Annotated in this window: 14 protein-coding genes and 2 pseudogenes; 13 read left to right on the plus strand and 3 right to left on the minus strand. The window is 42.4% G+C overall.

The window, feature by feature from the left end; translation table 11 throughout:
- Nucleotides 1-935 precede the first annotated feature (935 nt).
- The 8 genes from G496_RS0111305 to G496_RS0111340 all read left to right on the plus strand — a co-directional run bounded on the left by G496_RS0111305 (nucleotide 936) and on the right by G496_RS0111340 (nucleotide 13,241).
- Complete coding sequence (locus G496_RS0111305; protein ID WP_027179390.1) at nucleotides 936-1,988, plus strand: glycosyltransferase family protein; 1,053 nt, start codon at nucleotides 936-938, stop codon at nucleotides 1,986-1,988.
- A 15-nt stretch (nucleotides 1,989-2,003) separates the two neighbouring features.
- Nucleotides 2,004-4,769 (plus strand): glycosyltransferase family protein, encoded by a 2,766-nt coding sequence (locus G496_RS0111310; RefSeq protein ID WP_027179391.1) that lies wholly within the window; start codon nucleotides 2,004-2,006, stop codon nucleotides 4,767-4,769.
- On the plus strand, nucleotides 4,760-6,400 hold the full coding sequence (locus G496_RS20590; RefSeq protein ID WP_051294992.1) for a capsular polysaccharide export protein, LipB/KpsS family: 1,641 nt from the start codon (nucleotides 4,760-4,762) through the stop codon (nucleotides 6,398-6,400). The genes G496_RS0111310 and G496_RS20590 overlap by 10 nt, the downstream gene beginning before the upstream one ends.
- Before the next feature lie 34 nt (nucleotides 6,401-6,434).
- Nucleotides 6,435-7,460 (plus strand): DUF354 domain-containing protein, encoded by a 1,026-nt coding sequence (locus G496_RS0111320; protein ID WP_211233843.1) that lies wholly within the window; start codon nucleotides 6,435-6,437, stop codon nucleotides 7,458-7,460.
- A gap of 81 nt (nucleotides 7,461-7,541) precedes the next feature.
- On the plus strand, nucleotides 7,542-9,977 hold the full coding sequence (locus G496_RS0111325) for a hypothetical protein (protein ID WP_027179393.1): 2,436 nt from the start codon (nucleotides 7,542-7,544) through the stop codon (nucleotides 9,975-9,977).
- A gap of 91 nt (nucleotides 9,978-10,068) precedes the next feature.
- Nucleotides 10,069-11,721, plus strand: a complete 1,653-nt coding sequence (locus tag G496_RS0111330; protein ID WP_169725749.1) for a capsular polysaccharide export protein, LipB/KpsS family — start codon at nucleotides 10,069-10,071, stop codon at nucleotides 11,719-11,721.
- Complete coding sequence (locus G496_RS0111335; RefSeq protein ID WP_051294993.1) at nucleotides 11,718-12,731, plus strand: glycosyltransferase family 2 protein; 1,014 nt, start codon at nucleotides 11,718-11,720, stop codon at nucleotides 12,729-12,731. The genes G496_RS0111330 and G496_RS0111335 overlap by 4 nt, the downstream gene beginning before the upstream one ends.
- A gap of 198 nt (nucleotides 12,732-12,929) precedes the next feature.
- Nucleotides 12,930-13,241, plus strand: coding sequence for a hypothetical protein (locus G496_RS0111340; protein WP_027179396.1), 312 nt, complete (start codon nucleotides 12,930-12,932; stop codon nucleotides 13,239-13,241).
- Nucleotides 13,242-13,604: 363 nt separating this feature from the next.
- Here the strand turns inward: G496_RS0111340 and G496_RS0111350 are convergent, their stop codons facing one another.
- The gene (locus G496_RS0111350) at nucleotides 13,605-13,814 is read right to left on the minus strand and encodes a hypothetical protein (protein ID WP_027179397.1); all 210 of its coding nucleotides are present in this window, start codon (nucleotides 13,812-13,814) and stop codon (nucleotides 13,605-13,607) included.
- A 554-nt stretch (nucleotides 13,815-14,368) separates the two neighbouring features.
- Between G496_RS0111350 and G496_RS0111355 the strand changes: the two genes are divergently transcribed.
- Nucleotides 14,369-15,190 carry a 3-deoxy-manno-octulosonate cytidylyltransferase gene (locus tag G496_RS0111355; protein ID WP_027179398.1) on the plus strand — a complete coding sequence of 274 codons (822 nt, stop codon included), beginning with the start codon at nucleotides 14,369-14,371 and terminating at the stop codon, nucleotides 15,188-15,190.
- A 50-nt stretch (nucleotides 15,191-15,240) separates the two neighbouring features.
- The gene (locus tag G496_RS0111360) at nucleotides 15,241-15,891 is read left to right on the plus strand and encodes a histidine phosphatase family protein (RefSeq protein ID WP_027179399.1); all 651 of its coding nucleotides are present in this window, start codon (nucleotides 15,241-15,243) and stop codon (nucleotides 15,889-15,891) included.
- Nucleotides 15,892-16,120: 229 nt separating this feature from the next.
- Here the strand turns inward: G496_RS0111360 and G496_RS21580 are convergent, their stop codons facing one another.
- Together G496_RS21580 and G496_RS0111375 are read right to left on the minus strand one after the other, a co-directional pair.
- Nucleotides 16,121-16,255 carry a hypothetical protein gene (locus G496_RS21580; protein ID WP_281171276.1) on the minus strand — a complete coding sequence of 45 codons (135 nt, stop codon included), beginning with the start codon at nucleotides 16,253-16,255 and terminating at the stop codon, nucleotides 16,121-16,123.
- A gap of 50 nt (nucleotides 16,256-16,305) precedes the next feature.
- Entirely contained in the window at nucleotides 16,306-17,268 is a 963-nt protein-coding gene (locus tag G496_RS0111375) for a KpsF/GutQ family sugar-phosphate isomerase (protein WP_027179400.1), read from the minus strand.
- Between the two features lie 469 nt (nucleotides 17,269-17,737).
- On the opposite strand from G496_RS0111375, the pseudogene G496_RS21635 reads away from it, so the two are divergent.
- From G496_RS21635 to G496_RS20915, 3 genes and pseudogenes are all read left to right on the plus strand, one after another.
- A pseudogene (locus G496_RS21635) lies at nucleotides 17,738-18,957 on the plus strand (IS5 family transposase); the annotation flags it as partial.
- Nucleotides 18,958-19,193: 236 nt separating this feature from the next.
- Nucleotides 19,194-19,380 (plus strand): annotated as a pseudogene (locus tag G496_RS21640) (IS3 family transposase); the annotation flags it as partial.
- 341 nt (nucleotides 19,381-19,721) lie between these two features.
- Nucleotides 19,722-19,999, plus strand: a 278-nt coding sequence (locus G496_RS20915) for a transposase family protein (protein WP_169725751.1), incomplete at its 3' end; no start/stop codon positions are given.

The raw sequence follows: 19,999 nt of genomic DNA on the forward strand, positions 1-19,999 counted from the left end.
TACTTCAGGTATATTTTTCGGTATTTCTAAATTTGTTTTCCTTGAGCTCCAGCTCATGGCATTCCTAAATCCTATGGTAGGGAGAGTCCGAGAGTTCCATAATATTTCCATCTACAACACCTGAACAGACAGGACTTATCTGAGCTGAAAAAGATTTTTATCATTATCCTATTAAGAATTTATCCGAGGACACTTTGCAAATCTGACCATGTCTAACTCAGTACCTGCCAACAATGAAAACTCCTCTTATCAGCCTTCACAACGTCTATTGCACATTCTGTGTACGTAACGATTTTTTCAAATTAAAAAAACATGATATTTTGAAAGGAATATCCTTTGATATTTATTGGGTTAAAACTATTGGTATCCTCGGGGAAAACGGAGCAAGAAAATAACAATACTGCGCCGCTCACTAGCATATACAAACCAAACGCAGGCTTAGTAAAATACTACGATGGTATTACCATCTCCATGTTTAATTTTCATATGCGATTTGACCCGAAACTTTCAGGTCTAAACAATACAATGCAGATTTTGAATTAGTTGGAACAAGTGCTCTTTACATAAAGTCAGTAACTCGTATACACCACAAACTCGGAATAAATGTTCGAGTCATAGCTCATAACTGCCGACACAAGATACTTAATTCAACATGCATACTTGACATTCTGAGGGAAGAAGATAAAGTTGTTTTATAAAAAATAATAGCTTAGAGTACGTACTTTAAGGCAACTTTTTTTTAAAGACGGTGAAAATTAAAGAGATGCGCACAATGCTCTATTTGCAGGAAGGCGTCTCGAATTTGATCTGACGATTCAAAAAAAGATAAGACCACTTAACAATTAAAAGGCAATTATCGATAAAACAATCGTAGACTATCTTCACCCCTAAGTATAATACTATAACGGCATCTTGGCGTGACTTTTCCAACAACCATGAAAATACTATTCATCACAACCACGACAAGAGTCGAACGACCTATTCTGGATCCTTCGGTACGCTATCGCTGTTATAACCATGCCGAGAATCTCGCAGCTAAGGGAATTTGTGCGGATGTTATCGCCATCAACCTTTTGACGAATAAGCATATTGATCAATATGATGCCTTCGTCTTTCATCGGCCCCAATATTCAGAAACGATAGTTACAGCACTAGAAATTATAGACTCACAAAATAAAGTTCGTCTAGCTGATTATGATGACCTTATTTTTGGTGAGGAAAATGCAGAATTATCCTCCATATACAAAAACGAAATTCTTCCCAAAGATGCCTGCCACAAAATATTTAAAGAAAATGCCTCGGCCTTAAATTTGTTTGACGTGGTGCAGACTTCCAGCACTCCTCTTGCTGAGCAGGTAGCAAAGCACAACCCCACTGCTTCAGTGAAAGTCGTCCCCAACGGGCTTTCAAAACGTTGGCTTGAGATTGGAGATATTTTTCCCTCACATCGATTCAGAGAGAGGATTTGGATATCCTATCTTAGCGGGACAAAAAGCCATGATCACGATTTTGCGCTCGTATCAGAAGCTCTTTCACGATTTATCAAAGAGGAAAAACGAGCAATGCTTATGGTGGCAGGCCCTCTTGACTATGAGACTGAACGCTTCCCGCCAGCCCAGATAGTACGCGTGAACTACAGGGATTACTGGGACCTTCCTGCCCTTATTAAATCGACAGATATCAACATATCAGCGTTGGAGCCAACGCTTTTCAATAACTGCAAATCCGGTCTCAAATTTTTTGAAAGTGGTGCGTTTGGTGTCCCAACGGTGGCATCACCAATGACAGATTTAGACCGGTTCAGCCACTCGGGACTTGTGTATGCCCGAAACGAAATGGAATGGCTTCAGGCTCTAAAAAGACTTGCGATGTTTAGCCCTGAAGAGCGCACTAGCCTTCGCCAATATTGTCGAGTAAATGCGGGATCAGTCGTTGGTACGGATATACTTCTCAATCGCATTACCGTACTTTACAACCAGCGATCATAAGACGGAAAAAATTACATGACGTTAGTTCTTATCAGTCAAATCGAGAGCACTGCGGAGGCAACTCTCCTGCAGCATTTTTTTTCTCTTTTACTAAAATCAAATATACCTATCTGTTATCTTTACGCAAGATCTCCCAATAGCACAAGAAATTCAAATGTGTTAGCCGTGCATAAATACATCAGTGCCAACTGCGCGATGCAAATACAACTATACCCTACTGCAACTCTGGAAACCCGTGCAACCTGCCAACGGTTCAACACGCAAATTCTCGATGAAATCATTCGGTTCAGCGCACCTCAGAAAATATTTACACCTGCTTCCTGCGAGTTATTTTTCATAGAGAACAGCGCTATATCCTACGAGAGTTACAATATACTTAGCGATGGTTCCGGCATTCGCTTACCTGGCAAATTAACAGTGTTGCCTGCTCAAGAATTTTGCAATACCTCTTCTCTCGAAGTAGGTCTACAGGATTCTAAAATTATCACACCTTTCAATCAGGAAAAAGATACTCCCAAACCATCAACCAATCCAATTGAAAAGACTGTTCAAAAGTCCACCTACACACCACTGAATTGGAAACTGGAAATCCCGACCGCAGGAGTAATGCACCATGATGGTTTAGTACGATTCAAAGGCTGGATTCAACCAGGTGGACGTACTGTCACCAAACTATTGCTATTCATAGCTGGTAAAAAAGTATACCTGCGGACGAATACAATACGCGCTGATATAATTGAACAGTTAAATGACTTTTCCATAATTGCTTTCAATCAAGAAGTTGATGTAACCCAACTACCATGCCGCCTAGAGTGCTCTATTGTCATGGAATGTAAAGATGGTTTCCAGAAGACCTTAAAGGAATTCACTGTCTGGAAAGATAAGTTCAAGCCAGAACCGCAGTTTTCTCTCACAACCGTTCATGTGCATCATGAAACAGAAGGGCTCGAAAATCATGCAGAAATTACTTTATCTGCTGAAAGGTCCGGCAAACAAATAGTAGAAGTATGGGAACGGGGCGAGTGCCTTGCAAGCGGCTCTATTGACGACACCAAAACGTATCTGTTTTGGACAAGCAAAGCAACAGATTGCCTAGCTCATTTGTGGATCAGAGAAGATGACAAAAATATATCTCTTTACTGCGCAACACTAGGTACGCATACCCAGAACATAAATCTCCAATCTCTCGCCCTGAAAGGAGCTGGGGTCTTTTTCAATAAAACCATGAAAATCGAGTGGCCGCAGGATGGCTCCTCACCAAGCGTCTTTTTTGTCAACGGAAAACCCGTTTCCGCATTGACTGTAGATGATGCGAATATGGTCGAATTTTCCCTAAAATCAAATACCTTGCCTGCATATCTCGAATGTCTTGATCATGAAGGTCGCATATTGACAAAATTACTCTGGTCCATGCTTGATAGACAATACCAATTGTTTGAGTTGGCTATTTTAAACAATAAATACGTTGACTGCGTATTTACTGACGGGACAGAAACACGAGTTAAGCCCTATAGAATGGTCCCGGATAACGGTCTCTGGCATTTTGTATTCAGCCCCAAAGGCAGTGATGAGGTTTTACATACTCCTCTTGCCCAAATAAGCACGATGATTCCCTCCAGAGAGCAATTCGTTCCCACAGGAACAGAGCAACGAGAATTTGTAGAATACTACCGAAAAAACATACGCAATGTTCCTGATATGTTCGTAAACGAACAATTGTCTACTGATGCCGTTATCCTTCCATATGTGCATGTACATAAACACATCACCCCAAAAAGAATAGTACTTATCAGACCAGCCCCAGCTCCAACCGATGAACTTTACATAGGATGCGTCCTAAATGAATTAAGTGAGCATTTTAAGCTGGAATACATAATAATCAACACACAAACGGAGGCCCCCGGTTTACAGCATATCTATTCCGGAGATATAATTATTGTCTCACGCTATATTAATGTAGACTGGCTCAGAGAACTTTCTGACAAAAGAGACAGCTGCATCATATACTATATTATGGACGATGATGTAATGACAGCAATTGACTCACGGTCAATTCCTCACGGCTACCGACGCAAAATAGCGGAAGTAACTCTTTCCGACTTCCAGGCCATGCTTCACCTATGTGACAGATTCGTCGTCACAGCTCAATCTCTTGAGCGTAGATACCACTCCGCTAAAACACTCTATCTTGACCCGCCGTGCCTGCGCTGGCCGCACTCCATGGCCCATCATGATGACTACTCCACGGTTCGGATAGCCTACCACGGTACGGATGTTCATAAAGACGACATATCTTTCCTGCTAAACACTATCGAATTCATTGGTAGCAAATATAATAATATAGAATTCGAATACTTTGCCGGTTCGAATGCTCTGATAGAAATCCGTAACAAACATTATGTCCGACATAACCCCCCTCTCAGTTGGAAGGACTATGTCAAGCATGCTCAGGATAACCCCGCCCACATCGTTCTGGCTCCGATGCTCGACTCACCCTATAATCAAGGTAAATCCATCATTAAATTCCATGATGCCGCATCGCTTGGCGCAGTAGGTATCTATTCGGACATACAGCCTTATGACAATTTTGTTACTAACGGTGTTAATGGATTTCTGGTTGCAAATGACCCAGCCATGTGGCTACAGACAATAAGGTATCTCCTTAAAAACACGGATATTATCCGAAAAACAGCCTTTAATTGCCAGGTGACGGCAAAAAAGAAAGGCGACATCACCCATGTAGAAAATTTTTGGGTAAAGGAGATTCAACAATGGATGTAAAACGCATACTGATAATAAATCCGTTAGCCAACTACCATCGTGCCCCTATTTTCTGTGGACTGGCTAAAACTCTTCAAGCGGCAGACCATGAAGTATTCATTATCTACGAACAGAAAGTCTGCATCTTAATCGGAGAGTCTATCAATTTTTGGAACAGCAAGAATTCTTTTCTATATCGAGACGTTCTACCTGACGATCATATTTTCGAATTAGACAGCCAGCCTCACGATTCAGCTCAAGCTTCGCAGGAAATGATTCTAAAGCAGGATGAATCTCGGACCAGAGAATTTACTAAAGTAATAGACAAAATTAAACCTGACTCAGTAATCATGTTCAACGGCAATTTCCATTATCAAAATGTTTACAAAAATGTTCTGGAAGATAAGAAATTGCTCACCAAAACACTCTTCATGGAAGTAGCGTGGTTTACCCAACGTGATGCTGTCTACTTTGACACGAACGGAGTAAACAGGAACAGCTCACTTGTAAACCTTCGTCCCTTAGCACTGTGTACAGCAAAACAAACTCGACTAGATGCCTGGCGCGAACGTTACTTAGAAAGGATGATCGGCAAATTCGATTTTATTCCTAAACGGATAGTAGTTCCACTGCAGGTTGATACTGATACAAATATCAGACAGTTTTCGCCATTCTCAAGCATGCGGGAATTTATTAATTTTCTTGAGAAATGGATACCTGAAGGATATGAAGTAATTTTAAAAATTCATCCAAAGGCACTTTATACCTACCCACTTACAACGTCCCGCCCGGACTTCCACCTGTGCGGGGATGGCAATATTTATGATTACATCGCTCGGGCAGAATACGTCATCGGTATTAACAGCACTGTGTTGCTGGAAAGTGTAGTGCTTGGTAAGAAAGTCCTTGCTTTTGGAGGAGGAGTTTATTCAGGCAACGGTGTGATCCATGAGGCAGATCCTTTGTCTCCATTTCTTGATAACTTTAAGGCTGATCAGGCAAGCATTGATGCGTTCATCTATGAACTTGTTTTCAACAGACAAGTTTCCATTGATGCTCTCGTGTCAGGAAATGCCGCTCATCTTTTTTCTCGTACACCGTTTAACGACTGGGAAATCCCTAAAAAAATCCGCCCTCAACTGACGGCGCTTAACGCTAAGGAAGGGAAAGCTATGATCAAAGTTGGCAAATCCAAAATAAGCAAAACAGCAAGCCTTGATGTCACGGGGGAAGGTAAAATCTTCATCGGTGACAACTGCGAAGTCCGCCATCACGCTGTCCTCGAAGTCATTGGTCGTTACAATGGAACTATCACTATCGGTGACAACAGCGTTATCGGTATCTGCAACTGGCTGCAAGGCTCAGGGGATATCATTATTGGAAACGATGTAATCATCGGTCCTTACACATGCATAGTTTCAACTAATCACACATACAATGATCCAGCCACTCCTGTCGCAAAGCTCCCTCTAACCAGGGACTCCGTGGTCATTGAGGACGATGTCTGGGTTGGCGCACATGTAACTATCGCCTGTGGAGTGACCATTGGAGCCCATTCAATTATCGGGGCTAATTCATTTGTAAATAAAGATGTTCCACCATACAGCATTGTGGCAGGCTCACCAGCCAAAGTTATCAAACGGAGAAAATAACGTGCGCATCCTTTTCACCTCCGGAGTGGGGATATTGCCGGAACAGCGCATCAACCGCTGGAAAATGGTTACAGATCTATACACTTCACTAGGTAAAAGCTTCATGGCTTTAGGGCATCAGGTTTACTTCTATATTCACCCGGAAGCTATGACCGAAAACGCACTTCCTCAGTTAACCTGGAACTGCGTTGACCACGAGCACTTTGACTATGTACTTGACCGATTTGCCCCAGACTTTGTCTTTACGTGGAATGGTTCTTCAATAGGCGACGAAACAACAGCCACGCTGTCTCAAGCCCATGGAGCCAAGATGGTCTTCTCTGAACAGGGCTGGTTTCCTCAAAAGGACACCATGTACTTCGATCTCACGGGATGTAATGGGAAATGCAGTACCAAGAATACAACTTGGGCCATTCCTGAAAAAAATGGAGCATCACAACTTCTCGCAGCTAGGAAAAAATACATCACCCAGGCAGGATTAAATAAGCTCTTCGATGTGGATACATGCGATATTGCTGAACCGAATTTGTCGAAACCAATTTTCGTGCCACTACAGGATGAACACGACCTGAACATCTTGCTGGACTCCCCTTTTAAATGCATGGACTCTTTCGTAAGCTTTCTGTGTAAAACATATCCTCGGCATCGCTTCATAGTTCGGCCACATCCGAAATATCAAAAGCCTAATCTGGATAATTATGATAACGTTGAACTAGTTAATCCTAGAATTCCAATGTTTGAACAACTGTCACGTTGTGGAATAGTTATCGGTCTAAACTCCACAACGCTATTAGAAAGTGCCCTACTTGGATTTCCTGTAATTTCTTATGGAGTGGGGCTCGGCACTGGAACAGGAGTTTTTCATGACGCCATCCCCGAAGCTCCTCCTGCACTTGAAGAGGTACAAATAAATCAAGAGAATGCTACAGGATTTTTGTACCATCTCATTTGCCAAAAACAAATTAAACGGGAACATATGGCAAAACCATTAGAGATATTGAAATCCCAGCTTTTTCGGGACCTCAAACAACAGTTAAACTGGAATGTCCTTAGCAGGTAAAAAAGGAACGAACTAATATCAGCTAATGGTTTGAAGCAGCTACAAAAATACCTAAATCCAGACCCTAAACAGGACTAAATCATGAACGCACGTGTTTTCTTTATGGCAAGCTTCTCCCGTAGCGGGGAAACAGTATTACTCAGACATCTAAATGCTCACCCCGAAATTGTAGTACCCTATAATATCAAAGCACAGGAAACAGAAAGAAGCCTACAGCTTTTCGACTATGTAAGAAATAACAACGTTTCTTCACTTTCCGACAAAGAATGCGCACAATTCGGCATAAAAAAACCAGTTGTCCTGCTTAAACAAATCTGGGAACATATTCATAGCTTTAACGGATTTATTCTGGTCCGCAATCCAGCTTCGGTCGTTTCAAGCATTCTTAGACAGGCAAAGGATGGTGATATACATAAAGTCATAAGTAACGTCCGTCGATGGGCAGGTATGATTGATGAATCACTATCGCTGCCCATTTCTGACAACATTGATCGAAAGAACATGATTGCTGCGATAGCAAGTACATGGGCTCGCAGGATGCAGGGGCTCTATAACACTGAAAAACAGGTCTTTTACTATGAAGATTTCGTATGTAATCCTGAGATAAACCTCCGCAGGATATGCAAACATCTCAACATTAATTTTGCTGAAGAAATGCTTCATGCTCACAAGAACTATAAAGAAGGTATTATTGGTCATGGCGGTATCCAGCTTTCTTCCAAAATACATACTAGGAGCCTGTATTCCTATCAAGATGAACTTACCCAAGAAGAATTTGATCTCATCCGCATTATTACACTGCCTATAGCAAATGCGTTTGGTTATTCATTGAAATGGAATAAAGTCACAATCACGCCTGTGCAACTTCAAATACCAGAAAATTCCCTGAATCCTAAACATGCTTGGAATGTGCTCCAAAAACGACTCGTGTCTGAAAACCTCACACTTGAGCAGGTCAACCGTCTACGAACTCTCATGGAAAATGTAATAAAAACTCTCCATAAGCAGAGTTTTGAGAATAAAGAACAGACAAGTCTCCATCAAGCCAACATGAAGCAGACAACCGCTGCTTTCCAAGCTTTAGAGCAACAACTTACCGAGCTGCAACTTAACCAGGAAAAACAAACCGCTGGTACTGTCAAGACTCTGGAACAACAGCTTGCCAAGGCACAACACAACCAGAAAGAACAAGCCTCCTCGATATTCAACGCCCTAGAACAACTCCTTAATAAGGTGCAGCAAAATCAAAGAGAACAGATAAAGCGTCTGGATTCGAATAAGGTGGCAATCAGTGAGCATAGCCAAAAAAAACTTCAGGAAATCAATGCCCAAGCAAAAGTTCTCGGCAATATTAATTTTTCTGTTCAAGAACTCCTCGGTGCGTCAGAATCACAAGGAAGAGCTACAGGCAAGATTACTAGTGCTTTGAACATCTTTAGAAGCAACATCGAAAAACAGGGAAATGCTGTAGGTACACTTGATAAAAACATCAGGGAGTTTGCAATTGCAGTCGAAAAGCAAACCGAAAAGATAGATGCCATAGGTCAGGTACAAGCTACAACAGAAACAACGATCCAGACTCTTGTCGATGCTGTCCACAAACAAAGCTCCGAGACTGAAACCATAAATAAGTCTCAGGAATATGTTGAAGAAATAATTCAAAATTTTGCTGAAGCCATAGAAAAGCAAATGGCAGAAACCGAAACCATAAACAATTTCCAGGCATCAATGGGGGCAACAATTCAGGCTCTTGTCGATGCGGTAGAAAAACAAGCTGTAGAAACAGGTCGCGTCAAACGTTCGCAGGCACCCATGGAGGTAGCATTACAAACACTGGCTGAAAGTGTTAAAAAGCAAAAAACTGACACCAGCAATGAAAAGTTGTCGCAGGCAATTGAAGCCAAAATCAAAATCCTAGACGCAAAGGTTAGCAAGAGTATCAACAGCATTAATTCTGTGAAGAGCATGGTCAATACCTATCAATCTTCCCAACCCAAGAATGATTTGCTGGATACCCAGCAAAAGTTGCTTGATCTCGCCCAGCAACAGAACATCGAATTGTTGGAAAAAATTTCATCCCTGCATTCTACTCAATATTTCATGCTGAGAAACCGTTTTGACAATGCGACGAAAACGGTATTCTCTTTAGACCTCAAGAAAATGTATGCTCACAATGACCTTGAAATAATTCAAACTCACGAAGGACTTGAATTAAAAAGCACTGGTGGTGACCCTCAGCTTCTAGCAGCTACCCTTTGGTCCACTTTCTTTAATTATCGCTATGTTCTAAAGATTGTCATCGACAGCGAAAGACAGACAATGCTGGAACTGTTTTATAAAACCGCTGATGATCTTTCCTACAGTAGGGGAAAAAAATTACAAGCTCCTATAATAGAAGGTACAAACACTATATATCTGGACTTGGACATCCATAAAATTCGCGAACAATTGCGACTTGACCCTGGATCCTGCTCAGGCAAATTTCTTCTGCGTGAATTTGAAATTCGTCGAGTTTAAAAACAAACCGCTTCATTTCGGAAAAATCAACTAACAAAACTATACAATGAACATACTCTTCTATCTTGAACCGCACCCCATTCGAGAACGAATGGATTCCTTTAACTGGATCGGGCGAACGCTTATAAAAATGATTGAAGATCAGTTTTTTATTGGTGGAGCACAAAATGCCGAAATCAAAATTCTGGCATCAAAAGATGCCCAGAAAGGTTTGCTCAAAGAATTTCCCGGTTGCGACTGCCTGCTTAGCCTTAGTCCCGAGGATGAAAATTATGTTAGAAAATTGAATAAAAAATGGAATGATGATGCCATCGATATCTGGCGCCAACTTATGCGTGGAGAAGGTGATATCTCAAACCGCTACAGGGCAATCCTTGAACATATAAAATATTCTACCTTCGACTTTCAGTACATCGTCTACTGGGGTACCAACGGCGCGGTTCAAGCTTTTGCCAAGGAACATGGGATAGTACCCATTGCCATGGAGCAGGGCGTAACCCGGACGCCATTCATAGAATCTATCTGCATGGATCCTCTAGGTGTTAACGGCGAAAGCTTTACACCTCTTACAGATCTGGACAGTGTGGAACCTCTGCCTCTTTCCGTTCTACAGCGTTGTGCAATAGCCGATGTAAGCCACGGACAGGAATTCGATGCCCTTTACCGCCCACTGACCACCAAACATGCCGAAGACATAATGGACGGAGTAGGCCGAAATATTCTCATCCCGCTCCAACTTGACGATGACGCAAATATTCTTGAGCACTCTGATGTCGGAAATATGTTGGATTTCCTACAACAAGTGATTCCGCAACTTGTTAAGGTCGGCTACCGCTGCCTTGTTAAACCTCATCCTGGGGCTCTTTTCCGGGACTACAATGTGGTGCGGCATGAAATGTGCCGTACATATGTAGAAAATCAAAAGGGAGCCTTCTGGATAGATGGTATCGATAACCGCGAGGACTATCTTTGCCTGATCGGCAAATCTGAAGCAGTTGTGGTTGTTAACAGCTCGCTTGGATTTGAGGCTATGCTTATGGGCTGTCCTGTCATCCCTTTCGGAAAAGCTCCGTACGTATTTAAAAATTCTCCGCTGACATTCAGTGATGTCCTGTCCAAAAAAATTAACTACGAATCGTGGCAATTGCATGCGGAGAAGGTCGGGACATTACTGCTCTTCAACTATCTCATTCCAAAAAGCAAAGCCTTCAGCTACCAATTTTTCTGTGCTTCAGTCGCACGTTGCGAACGGATTTACAACTCTCGCATAACCGTGGACGAAGAAATCACCGGTGTTGGGCATACGGAGCCCATTAACTCTATCAATGAACTTTACGCCTGTAATAATGGTCTACCCAAGGTAAAAGCAATTCTTGAAGGAGAGAAAACGAAACGTATAGATCCAGGCATCCCTAAAGCTCTGTTAGAGCTGGTCTTTCCACGTAAAAACAATGAAGAACTAAGCATATCCCATTTATTGAAGCTAAAAGGTAAGGAACTTGTTGTCAGCGGTTACTGGCACATCCTCAACAGGTACCCTGATCCTGATGGCATGGCCAACTACCTGCCACAGGTGAGGAGCGGGGCTTTGGCACCAGCATCTTTCCTACTGCGCCTACGCCTTTCACCTGAAGGTAGAGTCTTTAGAAAGAACTGTCGTGGATTGCTCTCCGCTTTTATAACTTCTGCTCTATGCCACACTTTTTGCAGGGCTAAAAAAGATAAAGAATCCGAAAACTTATGAATTCCACAGTCCGACCATTCGAGGATTCCATCGTCTATGCCATAGTGTTAAACTATAATGGCCTGCACCTGAACAGTATTTGCCTTAAGTCCCTTATCGCCAGTCATTACAACAATCTGCACATCTTATTCATAGACAATGGATCTTCAGATGGTTCAGTACAGGCGGTACGTGATGAGTTTCCCGATGTGGAAGTTTTGGAAAATGGAGAGAACCTTTATTTTGCAGCAGGAAACAACCGCGGAATTGAATATGCTATCAAAAACGCTGCTGACTATATTTTCATCCTAAACAACGACACTAAAATCGTCCCTTCCTGCATTACACAGCTTGTAAGCTTCATGGAATCCTCCCCACAAACAGCAGCCTGCCAACCGCTACTCTGCTTTATGGATGACCATGACATTATCGCTTCGACAGGCTGTCGTATTGCCGGAAGCGGCAAAGCTTGGGACGCTATGTGCGGCATGCCAGCTGAAGATGCTGGAGAGAATCCCTTTCCAATGCCGGGAGTAACCGGTGGAGCCATGTTTGTCCGTACCAATGTAATCTCCACAGTTGGAATGTTTGACGAAAATTTCGGAATGTATTTTGAAGATGTTGACCTCAGTTTGCGCATGCGCAAACACGGATTTGAATTATTTTGCATACCGAGTGCCAGAGTATATCACGAGGTTTCTGCCAGCACAAAATTATCGAAAAAATGGAGAATAGGATACTTCTGTGAACGCAATAGCTATAAAGTCATGGTGAAAAATTTTCCATTACCCCAAATTTTACTCGGCTTTCTCAGGGGTGTTCCAATGGCTTGTATTGCCGCAAGCGCCAATCTTATCAGGGGGAACTTCAAATATGGCTTCTCCATTCTTTTTGCCGTACTTTATGGGCTGGGATATTTTTTCAAACACTGGCCGTCACTCCACGAAGATACTGCTAAACGTGAACGAATTTCACAATATATTGACTATCAGATAATATACCCGCCCAGATGTACGAAAATTACCAGATAATGCCTCAAAGCAGACTAAAAAATTTTATCTATTTATTTAAGCAAGATACACAAAAAACAGCACCTTAATCTGTTACAGCTTGGACATACTTATTTTAGATTTAAAACCCCTTGACTCCTAACTTTCAGGCATGTATGAAATTATATCTTTGATAATAAATAGATATGTAAACCTAAAATTATTTCAACTGGAGGGATTATGAAAAGGTTAACAACTCTTGTTCTATGTACACTCGCTTCTATCCTACTATTTAGCAGCATAGCCTCTGCTGAAACATGGCTAGGCTTTCAGTGCAATAATGTTTTTGTTGCAAGTGATGGAGTGATCAGCATTCAAGGCAAAAACTTGTATAACTCTCATGACTACATTTTTACTTATGAAGGAACAGCAGACAAACAGGTTCTCGCTGTTGTCCTGACAGCCATGACTTCTGCAAAACTTCTCAAATTAAAATATATTGGCAACTTAAAATTTGATTCTATTCAGCTTACAAGTGAAAGTAATCCTTAATCAGCCAATAGTAAAATTCAGCTAAAATAGTTATTCAAGCATTACAGAACGTAATAACTCTTTATCTGGATAAAGCATATTAACACCTATATAGTTAAAAGCATTCTTTAGAAGCCTTTCTTGGTAGAGACTGTACCTTGCGGATCGGGAACATAAAATTTGGCCCAGAAATCATGAAAGGCATGACAAAAAAAAGTCAGATCATAAAAAATGAAGCCTCTTACCATTCAAAAACGTACCTTTCCCGTAGCTAAAAGATTATCCTTCTGGGGTAGGTCTAGACGAATTTTGAAGCAGAGAAATACCGTTCTCACAGCTCTTTAAAACATAAGTTGTAAGGATTCCATGGCGAAAGCTGTAATCCTAAGCACGGTTCTGCTTGCTTGAGAAACAATTTTCACTGGAAACTATGGTTTCAAGCTTGAAATCAAGCCCAGCATCTCTCAGTTGCTGGGCGATCGTCCCTACCGAGATTGAAATAGGCAATTGTACCGGGCCGCGTTTTGAGGTTTGATCATTGTTCATGACCATGGTGTCAATGATTAGCTTTACCACTTCGGGACTGATTATCATAAGTCTCCAGAAGAAAAGTTGTAAATGAGTAGTCGGAAAAGGTAGATCAGATGAGGAGAAAAAGGTCGGTAGAACCTTTTTACTGTATGCGAAGAAACCATACCTTTTATGTCTGTTACAATGGTTGGAGCATAGAAATGCGGTAGATGGTGGTTTGTTTCGTCAAAGAGGAAGCAAAACTCCTGTTTAAAATGGCATCCATCAGTATACTTGTATGTGGAACCGAATAGACGATAAATGTGTGGAAAAAATCAATCTCACGGAAATAGCAACTGAAAGGTTAAGTCCTGGCCCAGTCAGGCTGTTATTCGTTGTCGATGATTTTTGATCTGTTGCAGTAGCGTTTGGATACTCAGCTCTCCTCCACTGGTTGAAATTATTTTGGTTGTTGTCTTGATAAAATGTCAATAAAAATGAGATGATACGCTAGGATCGGTACTGTCTTAGGCAGGTTGACCGTTCAGAGGAGGTCAACGATATTGATCGAAACAAATTATCAATAATGAATGATCGTTATCCTGCGAGAACTATAAACAATTTATGAGGGTATCTAAATGCAATCAGCGAAAGTACTAATTGTTATACCAGCCAGATATGCTTCCACACGGCTTCCTGGAAAACCTCTTGAACGTATTGCAGGCAAAGAAATGATCCTCCGCGTTGCGCTAATTGCTCAGAGTGTTGTAAGCAAACGTAAAGACAGTACATATGTAGTTGCGACTGATGACTCACGGATAAGCGATTTTTGCCAAAGCAATTCCATTCCGGTTGTAATGGCATCAGAACAATGCAATTCCGGCACAGAGCGAGCCTATAATGTAGCCAAAAACTTACCAACCCGACCAGAATTAGTAATTAATCTTCAGGGGGACAATCCTCTATGCCCACCATGGTTCATTGAAGAGCTTATTGATTCTTGGAAAAATGACCCCAGATCGCAGGTCGTTACACCATATGTTCAGTTATCATGGGAAGAGCTCGATGCATTGCGCAAAGCTAAAGAAGTCACTCCCTTCTCGGGAACCAGTGTAATGGTCGACAAAGATGAGCACGCCTTATGCTTCAGTAAATGCATACTGCCCGCTATACGGAAAGAAGAAAAAGTACGTACCAATCAGTCTCTGTCACCGGTAAAAAGACATATAGGCCTTTATGCCTACACTTATCCGGCATTAGAAGAATACTTTTCACTCTCTCGCTCCCCCTATGAAGACTTTGAAGGACTTGAGCAGATGCGTTTTCTACATAACAATATTAAAGTAAAAATGGTGCAGGTGGACTATAGGGGCTTTGCCCCGATGTCTGGCGTAGATTCTCCTGAAGACATCGAGCGGGTTGAAACCATCATAAAAAAAATCGGAGAACTGCCATTGTAGGCTGTTAATGCTCAACGCCTTTTAAGCCAATCGATAAGAAAAAATATCCCATGAAAAGACTGATCATTGCGCGACATGGAAACACCTTTCTCTCTGGAGAAACTCCTACCAGAGTTGGAGCCAGAACCGACCTTCCGCTTGTTGAGACATTGCGGGGACAGGCAATAGGTCGTTACATCAGGGAACATAACCTGATGCCCGACAGCGTATACGCAGCCCCACTCAAAAGGACCATGCAAACAGCTCAGCTGGCCTTGGACGAACTGCAATCGGATTTGATAATTGAACCGCTGAGTGATTTTATTGAAATTGACTATGGTCCAGATGAAAACAAGCCTGAAGCTGAGGTGCTCCTGCGTCTCGGCACAGGATCTACAGAAGTAGGTAAACAGGTCCTCGATGCCTGGAATGAACGTACAGAGGTCCCTGAAGGCTGGAAGGTAGAACCTGAAAAGATCATCTACGCATGGCGCACCTTCGCTGATAAGATTTACTCACATCCAGACAAGGATCATACAGGATTGGTTGTGACCTCCAACGGCATTATCCGCTTCGCTCCGCACTTGACGGGCGATTTTCCCCAATTTGCCCAAAATAATAAACTCAAGGTCGCTACTGGCGGAGTCTGTATTTTTGAAAAAGATGCTGCTGCCACGGACTGGCGTTGCACGGCCTGGAACGTCAAACCTTTTAATCAATAGAGGCTCATAAGAATCTAACGTTTCATATTGTCTTTTTTTACAATATAATTCCCCAACAAAAAAACATTTTCAGAAGGAACCTGATCCGTGGTGTGGATGTCGGAAATGACAGGCATATTCACATCTTTTGATACACGATTTAAAATAGTCAGTCCTTTTCAATGTCGAGGCGCGTAATGATTTAATTGAGCTGCGGTTAGCTGTGTCAAAAGAACTTTTAAAAACAAGGTTAAAACCTACCTGTTATGCTATTTTTTAGTTCCGTAGCCATGAAAAGGATATGCTTTTTGTTTTCAATGGCACAGGGATCTGCAATAATGGTCAATTCATCACGATTAGTGAATTTTTCAAAAAGAGTACTCATTATAAATCCAAGTGATCCAAGTCTTTCTATGAGTGTTGTAAAAAGGGTGGTTAAGCGAAGCCTTTATTGAGCAGTCTGTGGAGTTGTAGGCAACCAAGGACATTCCCCTTATCATTCACTACGGGCAAAATTGTGATGCGAAATTTTTCCATGATGGAAAATGCCTGAGCTGCCAATAGATTCGGACCTATGGTCCGCGGGGCAGCTGTCATAACTTCGTTTATTGGGGAATCCAATTTAGTGCAATTTCCCTTTTCAAGTATGCGGCGCAGGTCTCCATCTGTGAAAATTCCAAGGAGTTTGTTGTTTTTAATAATGAGCACAACACCGAGTCCTTTGCTCGACATTTGAAAAATCGCTTCACGGACAGTTTGTCCTGAATTGACAACAGGCGTTTCTTCGAAAGGAGGCATAACGTCTTTAACTTTGGTAAGCAGGCGAAAGCCGAGGCTGCCGCCAGGGTGGAAGCGTGCGAAATCCGCTTTTGTAAATCCTTTTGCTTTAATCAAGGCGCATGCCAGAGCATCCCCCATAACCAGTGCCGTTGTTGTGCTTGAAGTCGGGGCGCAATTTAAAGGGCAAGCTTCACGTTCAACTCCCGTATCCAGTACAATATCACTGTTTTTTGCGAGGGTGGATTGAGTGTTGCCAGTAAGTGCAATGCATTTAATTCCGAATTGGAGGAAGCATGGAATCAGCTTTACGACTTCGTCTGTTTCGCCGCTGTTGGATAGGATTATAGCTAGATCACTACTGGTAATGACACCAAGGTCTCCATGATAGGCTTCACCAGGATGCATAAAAATGGATGGTGTTCCAGTGCTTGAGAAAGTTGCAGCAATTTTCCTGGCTATGTGTCCTGCCTTGCCCATACCAGTAAAAATTACTCGACCTCGGCAGGAGAGTAAGAGGCTTACAGCGGCGACAACTTCTTCGTCAAGTCGACTCTGCATCTGTCTTAACGCTTGGATTTCATTTTCTAACGCTTTATTTACATCATTAAGAATACTCATTTTGAACATATTCCTTTTTAATTTGAGTGGTCAACCATCCTGACTTAATATCAAGTCTAGCGTATCAACTCGTTTTTATTTATATTTTAATCAAGGCAACCACCAAATTATTCACCAATTTGGTGGTTGTCTTGATATTCAAGTGCAAATGCAAACGCAAACGCAATAGATCAAAAATCATCGACGATGTCCAGACAACGAATGCCTGCCAGATGGGCTGACAGGACTTAATTTCTTCTTCGAGATATCCGTGGCATTGATATTTTCCCGCACGTTAATCTTCTATTCTGTTCCATGTGCAAGAATCTTAAGGCCTCTACCATTTAAGAATTATTTAGTCAGTCCTGAAAAACGCACAGCAGCCTGAAATGAATTAACAAATACTTCCAAGTGATGTAGTATTTTCGACCAGTAAATGTTTTTTTCTACGAAAATCAGGTCGAATTGATGCAGCATAAGGCGGGCAAAAATGAAGGCAAAACCGAAGAAGCAACCGCAGGGAACTTTCCTCTATCCAGACCTTCTGGATCAACTCAACCCGAATCATCCACTTCTTCGGCTTGCGTCGGAGATTTCGTGGAGTCGCTTTGAAGAGGAGTTTGCAGGACTTTACAGCGTCAATGGTTGTCCGGCCAAGACCACGAGGCTAATGGTCGGTTTGATGTTGCTCAAGCAGCTGGAAAACCTGAGTGACGAGCGGGTTATAGAAGTATGGGCGCAGGACCCGTATTATCAGGCATTTTGCGGCATGACTGAATTTCAATGGAGCCTGCCCTGCGACCCAACAGATTTGGTTTATTTTCGCAAACGCATCGGTGAAGACGGTACTCGTTTGTTCTTTGAAATTTCAGTGAAGTTGCATGTCGATGATGCCATGGAGCGCGAGGTCACGGTGGACACCACCGTGCAGGAAAAGAATATAACTTTTCCTACTGACCTGAAACTTTTGGAGAAGATCATCAAGACCTGCCGCAAGATTGCAGACCGCGAGCAGGTCAAACTGCGTCGCAGTTTCAGGCGGACACTACCAAGCTTAGTTTGAAACGGATGAAGATGGTCAAAAAGGCAAAGAAGATGCGGACTATGGCCAGCGCATTGATCTGTGAGCTTCAGCGCAAAATGCAAGCCCAGACTCTGAAGCGTTATCAGAAGCAGTTTGATCTGTTTGAACGCGTCAGAAACCAAAAGCGCAGCGACAAGGACAAGGTCTACAGCCTGCATGAACCAAATGTACTGTGTATCTCCAAAGGCAAGGCGCATAAACAATACGAATTCAGGCGCAAGGCTTCAGTCGTCGTGACGAAAATCACTGGCATCATTGTCGGCGCGATGAGTTTCGATAAAAACATTTACGACGGACACACATTGCCACAAGTGCTGACCCAATGCGGGGCGATCACTGGAACCTGTCCATCGGTAGCCATCTGTGACCGTGGCTACAGAGGCTTGAAGCAAGTTGGCGATGTGCAAATACTGATTCCAGGTCGACCCAAGAAAAGCGACTTATAGTATCAACGGCAGAAGTCACGGCAACCTTTTCGTCGCCGAGCCACCATCGAACCAATCATAGGCCATCTCAAACACGACCATAGAATGGCCCGGTGCTACCTCAAAGGTGCAGTTGGCGATGCCATAAATTTGTTTATGGCAAGTGCCGCGTTCAACTTCAAGAAATGGATACGGCAGTTGGGAGAGTTTTTTGCTCTCTTTTCGCTCGTCATCGTATTTGGAAGTTCAAGGTAGCGACTTGCTGCAAATTTTTGATAACTGCTGAAACGGCTTTTTCAGGATTGACTATTTAAGCAGATGCTTTTCCTTTATTATGGTATAACTGTCACGTCCTGCAATAGGTTTACGTTCAAAGAATCTATTTTATAAAAAAGGATGAGAATCAACAAGTAAAGCGTACTCAGCGCGATTACACAATGTGCTTCAAGTTAGCGATTGTAGCTCAAGTTGAAAAGGCGAGCTAACATACAAACAGGCCCAAAAACGTATGATATTCAATGGCGTAGTATCGTTTTGATCTGGTTAAGAAAGCACGAAAATCTTGACTGGGGTAGGCCTATGGTACATCAGAAAAGAAAGCCAAAATCTAAAGAGACTCCAGCATAAAAGATCAAACGCCTTGAAAAAAAGTTACAGGAAGAGAAACTAAAAACGATACTTATTAATGAAATAATTGACATTTTTTATATGAGATTTGGTACGTTAATAAGAAAAAAAATATCACCGAGCTGTCTACAGCAAGCAGAAAAGCGTAATGATACACGGGAAAACAATTCCAAAAAGTAAAGGAACTTGTATTGACCCTGCGTGCCAGAATGCCTCGTCTGGGAACGCGAAAGCTATACTTTTTGGTTAATCCGGCCCAAGCGTACTTTTGACAAAATGAAAGGACATGGCGTCCAATCGATATTCACGCCAATGAACGTCTAGAAGGAAGAATCGCCATGTCCACGAGTTTCGTCTACCACGCCTTGGGGCTGTCCGGCTATGACTATGTCCGGCAGGATTTCGTTTCCGGAAACGTGCTTATTTATGTGAAGCCGAAAGCAAAGCTTGTAAGGTGTTCACGGTGCAAGCACCGCCATGTGATCCATAAAGGAAGAAGTGAGCGTTGGTTACGCACTGTCCCTGTTGGTATCAAGCCGATTTGGATCATTGTCGATGTGCCTCGTGTCCAGTGCCGTAAATGTGGCTGTATCAGACGTATCAAGCTTTCCATAGT

The organism is Maridesulfovibrio bastinii DSM 16055, assembly GCF_000429985.1.
Classification (GTDB): Bacteria; Desulfobacterota; Desulfovibrionia; order Desulfovibrionales; family Desulfovibrionaceae; genus Maridesulfovibrio; species Maridesulfovibrio bastinii.

Bases quoted from the DNA above. Each gene is read 5' to 3' on its own strand.
- G496_RS0111305 (WP_027179390.1), top strand. From the start codon at position 936: ATGAAAATACTATTCATCACAACCACGACAAGAGTCGAACGACCTATT.
- G496_RS0111310 (WP_027179391.1), top strand. From the start codon at position 2,004: ATGACGTTAGTTCTTATCAGTCAAATCGAGAGCACTGCGGAGGCAACT.
- G496_RS20590 (WP_051294992.1), top strand. From the start codon at position 4,760: ATGGATGTAAAACGCATACTGATAATAAATCCGTTAGCCAACTACCAT.
- G496_RS0111325 (WP_027179393.1), top strand. From the start codon at position 7,542: ATGAACGCACGTGTTTTCTTTATGGCAAGCTTCTCCCGTAGCGGGGAA.
- G496_RS0111330 (WP_169725749.1), top strand. From the start codon at position 10,069: ATGGATTCCTTTAACTGGATCGGGCGAACGCTTATAAAAATGATTGAA.
- G496_RS0111335 (WP_051294993.1), top strand. From the start codon at position 11,718: ATGAATTCCACAGTCCGACCATTCGAGGATTCCATCGTCTATGCCATA.
- G496_RS0111340 (WP_027179396.1), top strand. From the start codon at position 12,930: ATGAAAAGGTTAACAACTCTTGTTCTATGTACACTCGCTTCTATCCTA.
- G496_RS0111350 (WP_027179397.1), bottom strand. From the start codon at position 13,814: ATGATAATCAGTCCCGAAGTGGTAAAGCTAATCATTGACACCATGGTC.
- G496_RS0111355 (WP_027179398.1), top strand. From the start codon at position 14,369: ATGCAATCAGCGAAAGTACTAATTGTTATACCAGCCAGATATGCTTCC.
- G496_RS0111360 (WP_027179399.1), top strand. From the start codon at position 15,241: ATGAAAAGACTGATCATTGCGCGACATGGAAACACCTTTCTCTCTGGA.
- G496_RS21580 (WP_281171276.1), bottom strand. From the start codon at position 16,255: ATGAGTACTCTTTTTGAAAAATTCACTAATCGTGATGAATTGACCATT.
- G496_RS0111375 (WP_027179400.1), bottom strand. From the start codon at position 17,268: ATGAGTATTCTTAATGATGTAAATAAAGCGTTAGAAAATGAAATCCAA.